Origin of the sequence: Novosphingobium ovatum (assembly GCF_009909235.1) — a bacterium.
GTDB classification, from domain to species: Bacteria; Pseudomonadota; Alphaproteobacteria; order Sphingomonadales; family Sphingomonadaceae; genus Novosphingobium; species Novosphingobium ovatum.
Genome location: NZ_JAAAPO010000005.1, coordinates 151,499 through 168,225, shown reverse-complemented (window position 1 = coordinate 168,225; position 16,727 = coordinate 151,499). Strand labels below are relative to the sequence as shown.

Sequence of the window (16,727 nt, the reverse complement as noted above, 5' to 3'; positions counted from 1 at the left end):
CTTAGCCTCCCTGACCGGTGCTGGTGGCGCCGCTGGTGGCGGCAGGATCAGCGCTGGCCGTGCCGGTTTGGCGTGCCAGTCGCGCTTCGATGATACGCGCCAGACCAAAAGCATCCGATTGCGATGCTACCTCGGCAAAATGCGCATCCTGCATGTCGCGAAAGGTCTGCGCGCCCGAATCGGTGAACAGCCCATTGTCGAAATGCGTCTTGCGCGCCTCGGCCAGCATCTTGCGCAAAAAGATCGCTTCGAACTGTTCTGCGGCCTGGCGGGCATCGGACTTGTTGGTCGCGGTGGCGCGGGCTGTCCCGTTGGTACCGCTGATCGCGGTGTTGGCGGCGTCAGAGGCGGCGGACAGGGGGCTGGTCATATCACCACCATCTCGGCTTTCAGGGCGCCAGCCTGTTTCAAGGCTTCCAGAATGGCGACCAGATCCGAGGGCGTCACGCCCAGCAGGTTGAGAGCATCGACGATCTTGGACAGCGACGCGCCGCCCTTCATCAAGGCGATGTGGGCCTGATCTTCCTGTGCGGAGATCTGGCTGTTGGGGGTGACGGTGGTCTGTCCGCCCGCCAGCGGGTTGGGCTGGCTGACGCGGGGTTTTTCGTTGATGCGCACGGTCAGTTTGCCGTGGCTGACGGCGGCGGGCAACAGACGCACCGCGCTGTTGATCACCACCGTGCCGGTGCGGCTGTTGATGATGACGCGGGCGGGGGCTTCGGCGGGGACAACATCGATCATCTCGATCGAGGCCAGCAGGCTGGAGCGCGTGTCCGAACCGGGCGGCAGGCGCAGGGCGATGGTCACCGCGTCTTCGGCCACGGCCATGCCGGGGAAACGGGTGTTGATCGCGTCGCGCACGCGCTGCGCCGTCAGGAAATCGGCCGCGTGCAGGTTATAGCGCAGCACATCGCCATTTTCGAAACCGGTGGCAACGGCGCGTTCCACACTGGCCCCTTCGGCAATGCGGCCAACGGTGGGAATGTTGACCGACAATTGCGATCCGTCCTTGGCCGCAACGCCCAGACCGCCCACCGCCAGATTGCCCTGCGCCATGGCATAGATCTGCCCGTCGGCGCCATACAGCGGCGTCAGGATCAGCGCGCCTCCGCGCAGGGACTTGGCCTTGCCGATGGCGGACACGGTGATGTCGATCCGCTGCCCCGGCTTGGCAAAGGCGGGCAGGTCGGCCGTTACCAGCACGGCGGCGGCGTTTTTCAGCGCGGGCGTGACACCGGCGGGCAATTGCAGCCCCATCCGGCCCGACACGCCCTTCATTGCCTGAGTCAGATATTCCAGACTGTCATCGCCCGACCCGTCCAGACCCACGACAATGCCATAGCCGGTCAGCTGGTTTGATCGCACGCCCTGAAACGCGCCAATGTCGCGCACGCGTTCGGCCTGGGCCGGGGCGGTGGCCCCCGCGATCCACGCGATCAGCGCCAGCGCGGCCACAATGCGCCGCCACAGCGGGGCGACCCGCCCGCGCATGGACCGGCGGCGGCGGATGGTGACGGGATAGGCGGTCATCTGGGTTCTCCTGTCCATCAGAACGGGCTGATCATGGTGAAGAACTTGGACAGCCAGCCTTCACGCGCGCTGCGCATGATGGTGCCATTGCCGCCATAGTTGATATGCGCGTCAGCCACCTGCGAGGACAGGACGGAGTTGGTCTGGTCGATGTCGGTCAGGCGGACAATTCCTGAGAATTGCAGCCATTCCTCACCTTGCACCAGTTTCATCCGCTTTTCTCCTCTGACCAAAGCGGTGCCGTTGGGGCGCACTTCGGCGATGGTGACGGCCAGCGTGCCGACAAAGCTGCTGGTCTGGGCGGTATTGCCCTGACCATTGAACGACCCGGAGGCCGAAGCATTAAGGGCATTGGGATCAATCACGAACGGACCGGCCGTTGGCGGGGTGATCTGGCCATTGCCGGTGCGGGTGGTTTTGGTGGCGGCGGTGCGGCTGGTCGATGTGCTTTCGGCCAGAATGATCGTCACCATGTCGCCCACGCCGCGCGCCCGCGCGCCGGTGAACAGCGGGGCATATCCGGCCGCGGCAAAGATCGATCCGTTGGCCTGCGCCGTGGGCAGTGCCGGCGGCGCGCTGGCGGCAAAGCCTGCGGGGGGGCGTCCGGCCTGCGCGGGGCAGGACAGCGCCAGCAGGGCAATGGCCACGATTGGGCGAAGCGATGGGGTGATGCGCGTCATGGCGGATCTCACAGCGTCTGGTTCGCGTTCTTCAGCATCTCGTCGACCGAAGAGATCATCTTGGAGTTGATCTCATAGGCGCGCTGGCATTCGATCATGTCGACCAGCTCGGTCACGATGTTGACGTTCGAGGATTCCAGGAACCCCTGTTTCAGCGTGCCGCGCCCGGTGGTGCCGGGGACCCCGACCTGTGCCACGCCACTGGCGGCGGTTTCCTGATACAGGTTGTTGCCCAGCGCCTGTAGCGCGGTGGGGTTGGCAAAGCTGGCCGTGTTGATCTGGCCCACCTGCGTCGCGGCGGTCTGCCCCTGCAACATGGCCGACACGGTGCCATCGGCCGCAATGGTGATCGCGGTGGCCCCGGTCGGCACAGTGATCGCCGGCTGGATGGGATAGCCATCGGAATTGACCAATTGCCCTTCGGCCGACAGGCTGAAATTGCCCGCGCGGGTATAGGAGGTCTGGCCGTTGGGCATCAGCACCTGATAATATCCATTGCCCGAAATCGCCACGTCCAGCCCGTTGCCGGTGTTCTCCAGCGAGCCTTGCTCATCGATGCGGGTGGTGGAGGAGACGCCAACGCCCGTGCCCAGATTGAGCCCTGTGGCAAACTGGCTTTGCGCCGAGGACAATTGCCCCGCCACGCGCGCATCCTGATAGGCCAGCGTCGAGAAATTGGTGCGGTCGCGCTTGAACGCGGTGGTCGACACGTTGGCCAGATTGTTGGCGATCACCTGCATGCGGGTGTCTTGGGCCGAAAGACCGGTGCGGGCGACCTGAAGGGCAGAGGAGCTCATGGGGCGTTACCTTTGGCTGGGATCAGCGTGTGTGGGGTGGGGGCGATCAACTGCTGCCGGACATGCGCATCAGCGCGGTGCCGGACTGGTCCACTTCCTTGGCGGTGGCGATCAGCTTGGTGCGGATGTCGAACAGGCGCTGGGCCTGCACCATCTGCACCAGCACCTCGCCCGGATCGACGTTGGACTGTTCAACCGAGCCGGGGATGACCTTGGCATCGGCATTGGCGGGCAGGGTGCCGCCGCCAGCGATGCGGAACAGCCCGTCCAGCCCCTTTTGCACCTGCGTGCCGGCGGGGCTGGCCAGCTTGATCCGGTCGACGGGCTGCGGCGGCAGGCCGGGCTGGCCGTCCTGCGCCACCAGCACCGATCCATCCGGGCCAATGCTGACGGTGGCGTCCACCGGCACGGTGATCGGGCCGCCATTGCCGATGACGGGGCGGCCTTCGCCGTTTTCCAATACGCCGGTGGCCGAAATGCTCAGGTCGCCGCGGCGGGTATAGACCTCTGATCCGTCCTGCGCCTGCACCGCGATCAGGTCATTGCCATCCACGGCAATGTCCAGCTTGCGGCCGGTGGGGGTGATGGTGCCGCCGGTCATGTTGACGCCGCGTACTTCGGAATCGGCCATGGCGCGGGCCTCCAGCGGCCCGCCGCGCAGCGTCACGGGGGTGGCATAGATCACCTCGGACCGGAAACCGATGGTTTGCGCGTTGGCCATGTTCGACGCGATCACCCTTTCGCGGGTCATCGAATCGGTCATGCCCGATACGGCGGTGTAGATCAGCCGGTCCATGACCTATTACGACCGCAGGTTGATCACGGCGTCGGCCACCGCGGTCGAGGTATCGATCGCTTTGGCGTTGGCCTGGAAAAAGCGCTGGGCGGTGATCAGGCTGACCATTTCCTCGGACATGTCGACGTTGGACTGTTCCAGACTGCCCGACAGGATGTTGCCCAGCCCGTTGGCGTCCGGCGCGGCATAGGTGGCCGCGCCCGACAGGCCGGTGGCCTGCCAGTCCTGATTGCCCACCTGCAACAGCCCACCTGGCGAGACAAAGCTGGCCAGCGCCACCTTGCCCACGGTGCTGACCGTGCCGTCTGAATAGGAGGCGATGATCGTCCCGTCGGTCTTGATCTGCACCGCAGAGTAATTGCCGCCATTGCCATTGGTGGGCGAAAGCACGCCATCGGACACCGTGGTGGCAAAGCTGCCGCCGCTATAGGCCAGAATTTGCAGCCGGTTGCCGTTCTGGTCGACGATGTTGCCCAAATTGTCGGTGGTGAAATTGCCGTTGCGGGTGTACAGCGTGTCGCCACTGACCGGGGAGGTGACGGCAAAGAAGCCCTCGCCATTGACCGCCAGATCCAGCGCCGAACCGGTCGACATGATCGCGCCCGAGGCAAAGTTCTGGTCGATGGTTTTGACCATCGAGCCGATGCCCTGCACCAGTTTCGGGTTCGAATAGGCCGAACCGGCGACAATGTCCGAGAAGTTCACGCGGCTTTTCTTGAAGCCGGTGGTTTCGGCATTGGCCAGGTTGTTCGAGATCGTGTTGAGTTCGGTCTGGGCGTTGCGCAGGCCGTTGAGCGAGGTGTAAAAGGCCATGGGTGTGTGGTCCTGTGTGGGGGCGGTCTAGGGGAAGGGGCGGATCAGGCGGTGGTGCCGCTGCTGCTGCTGGCGGCCTGTTGCGACGCGATGATCGAATCCAGCTTGGTCGAGATGCCCGACAGGCTGTCATTCAGGCTGGTCAGCGTGGCCAGTTTTGACGCGATGCCGGTGGCCGTGGTGTTCAGGTCCGAAATCCCCGACAGCGTCGAGAATTGCGCCATCTGCGCCACCATCTGGGTGTTGTCGGTCGGCTGGGTCGGATCCTGATACTTCAGCTGCGTGGTCAGCAGGCTGATGTAATCCTTGAACCCCAGCGAGCTGCTGCCGCTCGTGGTGGCGGTGGTGGTGGACGATGTGGTGGTCCCGGTCGTGCCGGTGGTGCTGGTCGAGGTGACGGTGGTCATTATTTCATCCTCACGGTATCGAGCATGAGCTGCTTGGCGGTGGAGAGGGCTTCGACGACGTTCTGGTACTGGCGCGAGCTTTCGAGCATCTCGACCATCTCGGCGTTTTCATCGACAGGGGCGGCCCAGATATCGCCATTGGCATCGGCCAGCGGGTGTCCGGGGCTGTGTTCGCGCACCGCCGCCGCGCCCGATTGCACGACGCGGCTGACGTTGACGGTGGCAAGGCCTGTCGCCTGGTCATATTGGGTGGCAAACACCGCCTTGATCGGGCGATAGGTGTCCTGCGGGTTGCCCGACACCGATCCGGCATTGGCCAGATTGGAGGCGGCCGTGTTCATCCGCACGGTCTGCGCCGACAAAGCGCGCCCGGCGACGTCAAACAGGCTGAGCGGTCTGGCGGAGGTGGTCCCGGCCATTGTCATTCTCCCTTCAGCGAGCGGCGGATGGAATTGACCTTGTCCGTCAGGAAGGTCAGGCTGGACGAATAGGCGACCGCGTTTTGCGAAAAGGCGATCTGTTCGGTGCCCATTTCGACCGTGTTGCCATCCATCGAGGGCAGCACCGGCACGCGGTACACAGTGGCAGCCGTGGAAGCCTGATCGGCGCCGGTACCATTCATCCGCGCCTTTAACGCGGCGGCGAAATCCAGATCGCGCGCCTTGTAATTGGGCGTGGCGGCATTGGCGATGTTCGACGACAACAGCCCCATGCGCTGCGAACGCAATTCCAGCGCCATGCCATGAATGCCAAACAGGCTTCGGTTGCTTGCAGGATCGCTCACGTGTTGCTCCATGCCGCATGGCGGTCTTGTGGACTCCACGACAAAGCAATGGGCGTGCCAGATTGGCGACAAGGGCGAGCAGCGGCGCGGTTTCGCGCGCTTTTGCCCGGTGGGCGCGGGCCAATCCGGCAAGCGGGCGGCAAACCGGCGGCAAGCCCTTGCCGGCAGGCGGCAAATGTTGGCCATGGGGTGAAATTGCGCGCGGCTCTTCCGTTCTGACGGGCTGGAAGGAACCCGATGGCGATGACACTCAGCGGATTTTGGGACGGCACCACCTTTGCCATTGTCGTGGGGGGCACCATGCTGGCGACACTGCTGCGTTGCGGCTGGGGAGATGTGCGCGCAACGCTGGGGGCGCTGGGGCACCTGTTGCCGGGGCGGCCGGCCTTTGACGCGGATGACGTGCGTGCGCGGCTGGCCCGCCAGTTGCAACTGATCGCTCGCGATGGCCTGTTGCGCGCCCGTCCCCATGCGATCGGTGATCCAGAGTTTGACACCGCGCTGGATGTGCTGGTGACGCAACGTTCGGTCCCGGCTGCGCGCGATGTATTGGCGCAGGCCCGCGCGCGGCGGATGCGCCCCATCGAGCAGGCGATCCGCACCCTGTCCCAATCGGTTGAGCTGGCCCCCGTCTTTGGTCTGGCGGGGACGTTGATTTCGCTTTCGTGGCTGCCGCAAAATGGGGTGGACCGGGGGGCATATATGGCGGCAATCGGCATGGCGGTGCATTCCACGCTATATGGCCTGGCATTGGCCAATCTGGTGCTCGCGCCGCTGTACCGCGCCATCGAACGCCACGCCCTGGCCGAGGAAGACCGCCGCCGCGAGATCAGCGAATGGTTCGAGCAGGAACTGGGTCAGGCGTTCCCCACGCGCGCGGGCCATCGCGCGCCAGTGGTGCATCACGGCCCGGTGGCGGCCGATTTCGATCCCGTTTTGCCCGATGTCTTGCCCATCACGGCGCATGAAAGCGGGCCCGGCGGCGCCGCGCCCTCGGTGTCATGAGCATCCGCACCTCGATCGGCTGGCAGACGATGCTGGCCGATTTGTCCCTGATCCTGTTCATGGTGACGGCGGCGGCCATGGCCGATCAGCCGCCACCGCCCAAACCGGCTGCCCCGCCGCCCAAACCCGCGCTGGTTGATCCGGCCCGGGCCGAGCCGCTCGCGCTGTGGCGCGAGGCGGCCGGCGCGCCCTCGATCGCGGCGTGGCTGACCAGCCAGCAGCCCGATCCGCGTCAGCAACTGACCATCACTTTGCATTACGCGCCCGGCGCCGAACAGGCCGCGATGCGCCATGCCATCGCTTTGGCCGGGGATGCGGCGCGTGCGGGCGGGGTGGGTGCGCGCGCGCGCCTGTTGCTGGAGCCATCGGCCAGCCCCGGCACACAACAGGCGGTGGCAACGCTGGCCTATGACCGCGCGCCCGCGCCCTGACGGCGGGCATCTGGCACGGGTTTTGCGTTAATGACCCCGATACCTGCCGCCTCCTTTGGGGATGCGGCCAACGGGACACCGCCTATGCCTTTTGCCTTTGCCACCCTTCGCCCGATGGCGGTGCTGTTGCCGCTGGCGCTGATCGCGCCTATCGCCCATGCGCAGGCCGCCTTTACCGATCTGACCACCATCGACCGCGAAGTCGCCACCTTTACCGGCAAGAGCATCGGACAGGCGGGCGGCGCGACATTGCCGGTCGACCGCCGGCTGCGTCTGGCGGCCTGTCTGGCACCCTTGTCGGTCAATTGGCGCAGCGCCAGCCGCGATACGGTGGTGGTGTCTTGTCCCGATCCGGGCAGTTGGCGGCTGTTCGTCCCGGTGCGCGCGGTCGAAGGCGCGGCGGTTTCGGTCGCCCGGGGCGAGGTCGTCTCGATCGCGGTGGTGGGCGAGGGCTTTACCGTCAGCCAGTCGGGCGAGGCCATGGATTCCGGAGCGATTGGCGACTGGATTCGCGTGCGCGGCCTGCGCGACGGCACGCCCAAGGGTGAACCGATCCGCGCCCGCATCACGCGCCCCGGCGAGGTGGAAGTCCCTTTGCGTGAATGATTTACGCGGATATCGCGGCACCAGGTTGCCGTTTACCGGCAAGGCGGCACAGCGTTTTCTGCAAAATTTTGCCGTTTCGCCGCAAAAAAATGCGTCCAGCCTCTTAAAGCTTCCTTGCCAGAGCCGTTCTTGACCTTGGAAACCCAAGGAGCGGTACCATGGCAAGCATCGGACCCGGCCCTGGCATTGGTAAAGGGCCACAAATCGAAGTAGGTGCGGCGCGGGCGATCAGCTCGACCGATACGCGCGCCGTTTCGACCGATACCCAAGAAACGGCAAAGGCCAGTTCGGCCCCAGCCCAGTCGCAGGCGATGGTCACCACCACCGCGCTGTCGGCCGGTCAGGCGCCGGTGGATTCGGAACGTGTCGCCACGATCCGTAAAGCCATCGAGTCTGGCAATTACCCCGTGATCCCCACCAAGATCAGCGACGCGATGATCGCCGCTGGCATGATCCTGCGAGGCAAAACCGCATGATGCACCCCGGTTCGAGCGCCAACCTGCGCGAGACGCTGCGCCAGATGGTGGATGTCCTGCAAAGCGAGCGTGACGCGCTGGCTGGCATGGATCTGGAGGCGATCATGGGCTGTGCTTATGACAAGTACGAGCTGTGCGGGCGCATGGATGACACCGGCGCCAGCGAGATCGACGAGGAATGCCGCGGGCTGCTGGATGCGGCGCGCCGGTTGAACGAAGTCAATCGCCAGCTGCGCAACCTGATCGCGGCCAATGTCTCGGCCCGGCTCGAGGCGTTGACCGGCAGCCCGGCGTTGTATCGCGCCCGTTCTGCCGCGCCCGCCTATGCCTATACCGGCGCACGCGGCTGACACGGCCCTTGCCGGTTGTCCGGCGCCCCAGCGATGGCGGCGACGGGCGATGGAGCCTGGCGCGCCGCATATGGCCGCTTGGCAGGATGACGCGCCGGGTGACGGCGCTTTGTGCAAAACACGCTGCACCTCTTTTGGCACAGCCTTTGCTTATTCGCTTGCTCACCCCCAACGTGGGAGCAAGGATTGACCACCCCTGACGCTTCGTCGGCCAATTGGCTGGCCGCCATGACCAACCTGACCGGGCCTGCCGCTGGGGCAAGCCCGGCTGCTGGCGTTTTGGCGACGGGCGGTGCGGGATCGCGCGCCGACATCCGCGGCACGGTGGCCCGTGCGGCGCAAACGCAGGGGGTGGATTTCTCCTATCTGCTGGCACAGGCGCGGCTGGAATCGGGCTTTAACCCACAGGCGCGGGCGGCCACGTCGTCGGCCACTGGGTTGTTTCAATTCACCGATTCCACGTGGCTGGGCATGTTGCGCCGCCATGGGGCCGATATGGGCCTGATCGACGGCGCCTCGGCCGGGGCTGGGGGCATGATGGCGGCGCTGGCTGATCCGGCGGCGCGGGCGCGGCTGATGGCGCTGCGTCAGGACCCGCAGGTGTCGGCCATGATGGCCGCGCGTTTGGCCAGCGATAACAAGGAACTGATGACCGCGCGTCTGGGCCGTGCGCCCGATTCCGCCGAACTCTATCTGGCCCATTTTCTGGGCACCGAAGGTGCGATCAAATTCCTTGCCGCGATGAGCAGCGACCCATCGCAAAGCGCGGCCGCGCTGATGCCGGCGGCTGCGGCGGCCAATCGCTCGATCTTCTATAACGCCGATGGCGGCGCCCGCAGCCTGTCCGAGGTGATGGGCCTGATGCGCCAAAAGATCACAGGCGCGATGGCCGCCGAAGGACAGGCCGATCCCACCTTGACCAGTGACGGTCTGCCGCTGCCGGGTGCCTATCTGGCAGGCGCCGCGTCGCTGTCTGGCCCGATGACGTCTGCGCCGGCTCCCGACCCCAACGCCCATCTGGGGCCGATCGCGCGGCAGTTCGCTGCCGCATCGGGGCAGCATCTTGCCGTTGCCGGCAATGGCGGGGGCGACACCACCGCCGCTCTGTCCGACAGTTTCGCCCGCATGGCCGAGGCCACCGGCGCCACCACCCCCGATTATGTGCGCGCGGCCTATGGCCGGTTGCGCGCCATGGGCTTGTAAGGAGCGCGGCGCGTGAAGGGTCTGTTTTCCAAATCCGGTCCGGGCGCGCTGGCGCTGCCGGTGGGTATCCTGACCATCATCGTGTTGATGGTGGTGCCGATCCCGGCGGTGATGCTGGACGTGTTCTTTGTCTTCAACATTGCCCTGTCGGTGGCGGTGCTGATGGCCTCGATGAATGCGGCCCGCCCGCTCGACTTTTCGTCCTTCCCGACGGTGCTGCTGTTTGCCACGCTGCTGCGTCTGGCGCTAAACGTGGCGTCGACCCGCGTCGTGCTGGTCCATGGCCACGAAGGCACCGCCGCCGCCGGTCATGTGATCGAGGCATTTGGCGCGTTTCTGATCGGCGGCAATTTCGCGGTTGGTCTGTTCGTGTTCATGATCCTGATGATCATCAACATGGTGGTGATCACCAAGGGCGCGGGCCGTGTGTCCGAAGTGTCGGCCCGTTTCACGCTGGACGCGATGCCGGGCAAGCAGATGGCGATCGACGCCGACATGGCGGGCGGCCTGATTACCGCCGAGGAAGCCAAGACCCGCCGCCGCGAAGTCTCGACCGAGGCGGATTTCTATGGTTCGATGGATGGCGCCAGCAAGTTTGTGAAGGGCGACGCGGTGGCCGCGTTGCTGATTCTGGGCGTCAACATCATCGCCGGTTTCTGTCTGGGCATGATCAGCCATGGGCTGACCGCCAGCCAGGCTGCCAGCCAATATATCAGCCTGGCCATCGGCGACGCGCTGGTGGCGCAGGTGCCCGCGCTGTTGCTTTCGATTGCAGCCGCCGTGATCGTCACCCGCGTGTCCGATCCGCGCGACCTGTCGGGCCAGATCGGCGGTCAGTTTGCCGATCCGCGCACATGGTTGCCAGTCGGGTTGATCATGGGCGCGATCGGCATGATCCCGGCCATGCCGCAAAGCGTGTTTCTGCCCGCCGCCGGCCTGTCGCTGTGGCTGTGGAAGTCATTGCGCGACCGGGCCAACCGCCAAAAGGTGGTCGAGGATACGCCCGCGCCGCCGCCGCCCGTTGATCCGGGCAAGATCACGCTGGAAGAGGTGTCCGATCACACGCTGGTGACGATCGAGCTGGGCTATGGTCTGGTGCAGATGGTGGATGAAAAGCGCGGCGCGCCGCTGGTCGCCCGCGTCACCGGTGTGCGCAAACAGCTGTCGCAGGCCTTTGGCTTTGTCGTGCCACAGTTCCGGGTGCGCGATTCGCTGGATGTCGGGCCCAATGATTACCGCGTGCTGCTGGGCGGGGTGCCGCTGGGCGGGGCCGGCGTGCGGATGGATCGCGTTTTGGCGATCGACGCCGGAGAGGCCAGCTCGCAGCACAATCTGCGCGGCGAGCCGACCACCGATCCCTCGTTTGGCTGCCCGGCCTTGTGGATTGACCCGGCGCACCGCGATTACGCCATCGCCGAAGGGTTCCTGACCGTGGACGCGGCGACCGTGATCGCCACCCATCTGAACCAGATGCTGTCGGAACGGGCGCAACTGCTGTTGGGCCCGGACGAGGTCAAGGCCTTGATCGAGGGCGTGAAAAACCGCGCGGCCGGGCTGGTCGAGACGGTCTATCCCGCACCCATGTCGCTGGCCGCGATGACGCGCCTGCTGCGCAATCTGCTGGAAGACGGCATCCCCATTGGCCATCCGCTGCCCATTCTGGCCAGCCTGAGCCAAGCCGTGCAGCAAACGCAGGAGCACGACCGGCTGATCGACCTGATGCGGGTGGATCTGGGCGGGTTGATCGTTGGGCGCATCTGTTCGCCCAATGACCGCCTGCCTGTCATCACGCTGGACGCCGCGCTGGAGGCGATGATCGCGCAAGGGATGGTCGATCCCATGACCGGCCAGCCTTTGATCGAGCCGGATCTGGCCCGCACCATCGGCGAGCGCGTCGGCGCGATCATGGCCGAGCGCGGCAATCAGTCTGGCGTCGCGTTGATCGTCCAGCCGCGCCTGCGCCGGTCGCTGGCCTCGCTGTTGCGGCTGCGTGCGCCCGGCTGTGTGGTGATGTCCATAGCCGAATTGCCCGAAACACAACCTGTCGAAGTGATCGCCGTTGTCGGCGGCGAGCCCGCTCCGATGGCTGCCTTGCCTGCCCCTGACGGGGTTTCGCCCAATGTTCAATCCTCTGCCGAGAGCATGGCCGCATGATCCACGATCAGAGACCTTTCACTCCAAAAAATCAAACATCCGCGCCGCGTCCGCGTGGTGGGGCGATACGCTCTGCCGCGGCGGCCTATGGCACGGACCCGGCCGAACGCGTGCGCCGTTTCATGCCGATGGTGCGCCGTCTGGCGTGGCATCTGCAGGGCGGGCGCGACGGTATCGAGGTCGAGGACCTGATGCAGGCGGGGCTGGTCGCACTGACCGAATGTGCCCAGCGTCACAATGGCCCGGGCGAGGACGGCTTTGCCGCCTATGCCAAGATGCGCGTGCGGGGGGCGATGGTCGATCTGATCCGCCGCCACGTGCCGCTGTCACGCGGGGCGGTCGAACGCCGCCGCCTGATGCGCGAAAAGGCGCATGAATTGACCGGCCAGTTAGGGCGCGAGCCCAATGACACCGAATTGGCACAAGCGATGGGTGTGACACTGGCTGAATTGGAGGCCTTGCGCGCCTCTTCCGAACCGTTGCGGTTTGAAACGCTGGACGATGCCTATTCCGACAGCGACATGGCCTTTGCCGATGACACGCCTGACAGTCTGGCTTTGTTGCAGGATCAGGAATTGCGCGGCGCGGTGGCGGCCGCCATCGGCGACTTGCCGGAGCGGCTACAGATGGTCATCCAGCTCTATTTCGTCGAGGAGTTGAATCTGGCCGAAATCGCGCAGGTGCTCTCGGTTTCGATCCCGCGCGTGCATCAGTTGAAGGCGCAGGCCATCGACCGCCTGCGCAGCGCGCTGAAGGACGTGGCCGAGATCATGTAAATCTCCACCTTGCGGCCAAAGTGCTGTTGCCATGCCGTTAAATCAGGGGCTTGGCGCGGTGCCTGTCTTGGGGATGAGACGCTTTGCCCTGTTTTCGCACAGGATCAGGCATTGCCCCAATGCGCATTGCCTGCTAGGCGCTTGCGCATGTCAGCTTGCGACACTTGCTTGGTTCGAAACAGAGCCATCTGCTCCGCCTTGGACAAGGAAGAGATCGGCGCGCTCAACGCGATTGGGCGGCGGCGATCGTTGGTCTCCGGGGAATCCCTGATCTGGGAGGGCGAGGATTCGGTCCTCGTCGCCAATGTGATCGAGGGTGTGCTCAAACTGTCGACCGGCACCGAAGATGGGCGCGAGCAGATCGTCGGTGTGGTTTATCCGTCTGATTTCATTGGGCGTCCTTTTGGTGGCACGACCAACCATGGCGTTACCGCGCTGACCGATGCGCGGGTTTGCGTGTTCAGCCGCAGCGATTTTGACGCCTTTGCGCGTGAGCATCCGGGGCTGGAGCACAAGCTGTTGCAGCGCACCCTTACCGAACTGGACCGCACGCGCCGCTGGATGCTGTTGCTGGGCCGCAAGTCTGCCAGTGAAAAGGTCGCCAGTTTCCTGATGGAGCTGTCGGATCGTCTGTCGCCGATCACTTGCGAGTCGGACGGCAGCAGCAATGCCACCCGTTTCGTCCTGCCGTTCTCGCGTCAGCAGATCGCCGATGTTCTGGGCCTGACGATCGAGACGGTGAGCCGTCAGTTCACCCGGCTCAAGTCGGAAGGGATCATCGACCTGCCCTCGCGCCGTGAGGTGGTGATCCAGGATCGCTTTGCGCTGGTCGCCGAAGCGGGCTGATCCAGATTTTTCCAAAGAGAAGTGCCTGATCGCCCGCCCACTGTTGGGGGGGGGCATGGGCCGCCGCGCGATGGCGCTGCGCCACAAAATGCGGCAGGCAGGAAGCGCCTTCCCGCCCCTGCCTGCCTACGCCCAATCTGACGATATCGAGTGTCTGACGACACCCGGTTTTCCGTGAAGAGCGCCTACGGGCCAGAGCCAATGAACCGGTGGTCACTCTTCACGGAAAGGGTCTATCTTCAGAAGCGATAGGTCACGCCGGCGCTCAGCACCCAGGGATCGATCTTGTGGCGGGTGCTCAGCACTTCGGTGCCGCCGGCATAGAACTTGGCGTTGGTGCCGACCCAGTACTTCTTGGCGTCCAGCGAGATGCCATAGCCATGGCCGATCGCGACATCGACGCCAGCCTGCACGGCCACGCCCAGTTCGCTCGACAGGTGGGTGCGGGTCACGCCCAGACCGCGGACGGCGCTGCTGGGTTCGTCAGCCAGCATGATGAACAGCGTCGGGCCAGCGCCGACATAGGGCTTGATGCCGCCGGGCAGGGGCAGGTGATACTTGGCCGTGAAGGTGGCGGGCACGATCACGACATTGCTGACGGCCTCGGTGCCGGCAAAAGTGCCCGACGAGATGGTGACGTGGTGGCCAGTAGCGCAGCAGATCGTCTCGATCGAGATGTTGGGCGTCACGAAATATTCGATCGCAACGGTCGGCACGACGTTGTCGCTGGCGACAGTGTCACGCACCGCGCCCGAGCTGACCAGGCCTGCAACGTCGCTGTTGACGCGCTTGACGGCGCCATCGGGCAGAACGGCGGTGGCCAGCACTTTGACCTGGATCTTGCCCTCGGGGTTGCCGGCCGCGTGTGCGGTGCCAGCCAGAGCGGTAGTGGCGGCAAAAGCGGTCAGCACGGCCGCAAGCTTCGAGATCTTGACCATATTCCCTCATCCTGCGCCGCGCCGTTCACCCGATGTGAACCAGTCCTGCGCGGCGTTGAGGCTCAATTGCGACGGATAGGGCGGTGCAGCATTGATCATGCGCAAGCGAAGTTTTGCGCGGAATCAAAATAGCGCTTTTGTGGTGACACTGTGTGGCGCTTTTGCATCAAGTTTGCGCACGTACCTGCGAAATCCGTAGTAGCGGATGGGCGCGATCACCGGGGAGCGATTCTGTGCCCCGAGTCGCGCAGGGTGCTTGCTGCCGGCGATTCCTGCGCGCCGTCATCTGCGTCAATGCGTTGCCGCTGGTCTGGAGGCCCGGCGGATGGGCCATATGGCCCCATAATAGGGGCACACCGCCGCATACCCGGCCTCATACCGAAGGATTAAGAGGATTTTGACGGGAATCAATGTGGTTTCCGGGGGCTGGGCCCATGGGCAGCCTAGTGACATCACGTCATGAGAGGGAAGGCTCATGGTTACCGTACTCTCACGAGCCAGCATCTGGCTTGTGCTTTTGCTTGCATCCGTCGTGGCTGTCGTGGTCGCCAAGGATACCGGCTTTGCCATTCAAATGGGCACTGTCGGCCTTGCGTGCCTCGTCGGCCTTTGGTTTTCCATTTCAAAGCCGAACTATAGCCTGCTGGCCAAGGGCCAGTCGGAACCGGCGCCGTCGGAGTCGAAATACTACGACGACGTCATCCGTTGGGGCGTTATCGCCATGGTGTTCTGGGGCTTTGCCGGTTTTCTGGTCGGCGTGCTGATCGCGTTTCAGCTCGCATTTCCCGACCTGAATCTCGAGCCCTGGTTCAACTTTGGCCGTATGCGCCCGCTGCATACTTCGGCGGTCATCTTCGCTTTCGGAGGCAATGTGCTGATCGGGACGTCATTTTACGTCGTTCAGCGCACCTGCCGGGCGAGGCTGGCCTTCCCCGGCCTCGCCCGTTTCGTATTCTGGGGCTACCAGCTGTTTATCGTGCTGGCCGCCACCGGGTACCTGCTGGGCATCAGCCAGGGCAAGGAATATGCCGAGCCTGAATGGTATGTCGACCTGTGGCTCACCGTGGTCTGGGTGGCCTATCTGATCGTTTTTGGGGGCACGATCCTCAAGCGTTCGGAGCCGCACATCTATGTGGCCAACTGGTTCTACCTGTCGATGATCCTGACCGTTGCGCTGCTGCATCTGGTCAATAACGCCGCCATCCCCGTCAGCTTCCTTGGCTCGCAGTCGATCAGCGTTTTCGCTGGCGTTCAAGGTGCCATGGTGCAGTGGTGGTATGGTCATAACGCCGTGGGTTTCTTCCTGACGGCGGGCTTCCTTGGCATGATGTATTACTTTGTGCCCAAGCAGGCCCAGCGTCCGGTCTATTCCTACCGTCTGTCGATCATCCACTTCTGGGCGCTGATCTTCCTGTACATCTGGGCAGGTCCGCACCACTTGCACTATACCGCGCTGCCCGACTGGGCGCAGACGCTGGGCATGGTGTTCTCGGTCATGCTGTGGATGCCCAGCTGGGGCGGCATGATCAACGGCCTGATGACGCTGAATGGCGCCTGGGACAAGCTGCGCACCGATCCGATCCTGCGCATGTTCGTGATGTCCATCGCCTTCTACGGCATGTCGACCTTTGAAGGTCCGATGATGTCGGTGAAGTCGGTGAACTCGCTCTCGCACTACACCAACTGGACGATCGGCCACGTGCACTCGGGTGCGCTGGGTTGGAACGGCATGGTTTCGTTCGGCGCCATCTACTACCTGGTGCCGCGCCTGTGGAACCGCGAGCGCATGTACAGCCTGCGCATGATCAACTGGCACTTCTGGACCGCTACTGTGGGCATCGTGTTCTATGCCGCCAGCATGTGGGTGGCCGGTATCACGCAGGGCCTGATGTGGCGTGAATATGGCGCCACCGGCTATCTGGTGAACAGCTTTGCCGACTCGGTGGCTGCCATCCATCCCATGTATGTTCTGCGTGGTCTGGGCGGTGTGCTGTACCTGTCGGGTGCGGTGTTCATGGTGATCAACGTCTGGAAGACGATCGCCGGCAGCCCGCTGCGTGACGAAGCGCCGATGTACAATGTGGAATACAACCCCGCCGCCGACCAGCCTGTGGTCGCCGCCAACGCAGCGTGAG

At 64.5% G+C, this 16,727-nt stretch carries 20 protein-coding genes; 10 read left to right on the top strand and 10 right to left on the bottom strand.

The features are described 5' to 3' along the window. Nucleotide 1: 1 nt before the first annotated feature. Genes GTZ99_RS13170 through flgB form a run of 9 tightly spaced genes read right to left on the bottom strand, consistent with a single transcriptional unit; the run spans nucleotide 2 to nucleotide 5,807 of the window. Nucleotides 2-370 (bottom strand): rod-binding protein, encoded by a 369-nt coding sequence (locus GTZ99_RS13170; RefSeq protein ID WP_161719609.1) that lies wholly within the window; start codon nucleotides 368-370, stop codon nucleotides 2-4. Then, the gene (locus GTZ99_RS13165) at nucleotides 367-1,491 is read right to left on the bottom strand and encodes a flagellar basal body P-ring protein FlgI (RefSeq protein WP_161720047.1); all 1,125 of its coding nucleotides are present in this window, start codon (nucleotides 1,489-1,491) and stop codon (nucleotides 367-369) included. Before GTZ99_RS13165 ends, GTZ99_RS13170 begins: the two co-directional genes overlap by 4 nt. Nucleotides 1,492-1,547: 56 nt before the next feature. After that, nucleotides 1,548-2,210 carry a flagellar basal body L-ring protein FlgH gene (locus tag GTZ99_RS13160; RefSeq protein WP_161719607.1) on the bottom strand — a complete coding sequence of 221 codons (663 nt, stop codon included), beginning with the start codon at nucleotides 2,208-2,210 and terminating at the stop codon, nucleotides 1,548-1,550. Nucleotides 2,211-2,218: 8 nt separating this feature from the next. Beyond that, nucleotides 2,219-3,007: a flagellar basal-body rod protein FlgG gene (flgG, locus tag GTZ99_RS13155; RefSeq protein ID WP_161719606.1), complete on the bottom strand. Its 789-nt coding sequence runs from the start codon at nucleotides 3,005-3,007 to the stop codon at nucleotides 2,219-2,221. Nucleotides 3,008-3,053: 46 nt separating this feature from the next. After that, a complete protein-coding gene (locus GTZ99_RS13150; RefSeq protein WP_161719604.1) occupies nucleotides 3,054-3,803 on the bottom strand; it encodes a flagellar basal body rod protein FlgF in 750 nt (249 codons plus the stop codon). Between the two features lie 6 nt (nucleotides 3,804-3,809). Beyond that, nucleotides 3,810-4,616, bottom strand: coding sequence for a flagellar hook-basal body protein (locus GTZ99_RS13145; RefSeq protein WP_161719602.1), 807 nt, complete (start codon nucleotides 4,614-4,616; stop codon nucleotides 3,810-3,812). Between the two features lie 44 nt (nucleotides 4,617-4,660). Beyond that, a complete protein-coding gene (locus tag GTZ99_RS13140; protein ID WP_161719600.1) occupies nucleotides 4,661-5,023 on the bottom strand; it encodes a flagellar hook assembly protein FlgD in 363 nt (120 codons plus the stop codon). Next, nucleotides 5,023-5,448 carry a flagellar basal body rod protein FlgC gene (flgC, locus tag GTZ99_RS13135; RefSeq protein WP_406818598.1) on the bottom strand — a complete coding sequence of 142 codons (426 nt, stop codon included), beginning with the start codon at nucleotides 5,446-5,448 and terminating at the stop codon, nucleotides 5,023-5,025. The genes GTZ99_RS13140 and flgC overlap by 1 nt, the downstream gene beginning before the upstream one ends. Continuing rightward, on the bottom strand, nucleotides 5,445-5,807 hold the full coding sequence (gene flgB, locus GTZ99_RS13130) for a flagellar basal body rod protein FlgB (protein ID WP_320076685.1): 363 nt from the start codon (nucleotides 5,805-5,807) through the stop codon (nucleotides 5,445-5,447). The genes flgC and flgB overlap by 4 nt, the downstream gene beginning before the upstream one ends. A gap of 237 nt (nucleotides 5,808-6,044) precedes the next feature. Here flgB and GTZ99_RS13125 point away from each other — a divergent pair, with 237 nt between their 5' ends. The 9 genes from GTZ99_RS13125 to GTZ99_RS13085 all read left to right on the top strand — a co-directional run bounded on the left by GTZ99_RS13125 (nucleotide 6,045) and on the right by GTZ99_RS13085 (nucleotide 13,654). Then, on the top strand, nucleotides 6,045-6,812 hold the full coding sequence (locus tag GTZ99_RS13125) for a MotA/TolQ/ExbB proton channel family protein (protein ID WP_227711337.1): 768 nt from the start codon (nucleotides 6,045-6,047) through the stop codon (nucleotides 6,810-6,812). Beyond that, nucleotides 6,809-7,243, top strand: coding sequence for a hypothetical protein (locus tag GTZ99_RS13120; protein ID WP_161719592.1), 435 nt, complete (start codon nucleotides 6,809-6,811; stop codon nucleotides 7,241-7,243). Before GTZ99_RS13125 ends, GTZ99_RS13120 begins: the two co-directional genes overlap by 4 nt. An 84-nt stretch (nucleotides 7,244-7,327) precedes the next feature. Beyond that, nucleotides 7,328-7,849 (top strand): flagella basal body P-ring formation protein FlgA, encoded by a 522-nt coding sequence (locus GTZ99_RS13115; protein WP_201742529.1) that lies wholly within the window; start codon nucleotides 7,328-7,330, stop codon nucleotides 7,847-7,849. 158 nt (nucleotides 7,850-8,007) lie between these two features. Then, nucleotides 8,008-8,325 (top strand): flagellar biosynthesis anti-sigma factor FlgM, encoded by a 318-nt coding sequence (flgM, locus tag GTZ99_RS13110; protein WP_161719590.1) that lies wholly within the window; start codon nucleotides 8,008-8,010, stop codon nucleotides 8,323-8,325. Further along, on the top strand, nucleotides 8,322-8,675 hold the full coding sequence (locus tag GTZ99_RS13105; protein ID WP_320076684.1) for a flagellar protein FlgN: 354 nt from the start codon (nucleotides 8,322-8,324) through the stop codon (nucleotides 8,673-8,675). Before flgM ends, GTZ99_RS13105 begins: the two co-directional genes overlap by 4 nt. Nucleotides 8,676-8,861: 186 nt before the next feature. After that, nucleotides 8,862-9,878: a transglycosylase SLT domain-containing protein gene (locus GTZ99_RS13100; protein WP_227711336.1), complete on the top strand. Its 1,017-nt coding sequence runs from the start codon at nucleotides 8,862-8,864 to the stop codon at nucleotides 9,876-9,878. Between the two features lie 87 nt (nucleotides 9,879-9,965). Beyond that, nucleotides 9,966-12,032, top strand: a complete 2,067-nt coding sequence (locus tag GTZ99_RS13095) for a flagellar biosynthesis protein FlhA (protein WP_161720039.1) — start codon at nucleotides 9,966-9,968, stop codon at nucleotides 12,030-12,032. Nucleotides 12,033-12,142: 110 nt separating this feature from the next. Continuing rightward, nucleotides 12,143-12,808 carry a sigma-70 family RNA polymerase sigma factor gene (locus tag GTZ99_RS13090; protein ID WP_320076683.1) on the top strand — a complete coding sequence of 222 codons (666 nt, stop codon included), beginning with the start codon at nucleotides 12,143-12,145 and terminating at the stop codon, nucleotides 12,806-12,808. 147 nt (nucleotides 12,809-12,955) lie between these two features. Continuing rightward, nucleotides 12,956-13,654, top strand: coding sequence for a Crp/Fnr family transcriptional regulator (locus tag GTZ99_RS13085; protein WP_161719585.1), 699 nt, complete (start codon nucleotides 12,956-12,958; stop codon nucleotides 13,652-13,654). Nucleotides 13,655-13,893: 239 nt separating this feature from the next. Here the strand turns inward: GTZ99_RS13085 and GTZ99_RS13080 are convergent, their stop codons facing one another. Next, a complete protein-coding gene (locus GTZ99_RS13080; protein WP_161719583.1) occupies nucleotides 13,894-14,592 on the bottom strand; it encodes an OmpW/AlkL family protein in 699 nt (232 codons plus the stop codon). A gap of 475 nt (nucleotides 14,593-15,067) precedes the next feature. Here GTZ99_RS13080 and ccoN point away from each other — a divergent pair, with 475 nt between their 5' ends. Beyond that, nucleotides 15,068-16,726, top strand: coding sequence for a cytochrome-c oxidase, cbb3-type subunit I (ccoN, locus tag GTZ99_RS13075; protein ID WP_161719581.1), 1,659 nt, complete (start codon nucleotides 15,068-15,070; stop codon nucleotides 16,724-16,726). The last annotated feature ends 1 nt before the right edge of the window (nucleotide 16,727 follow it).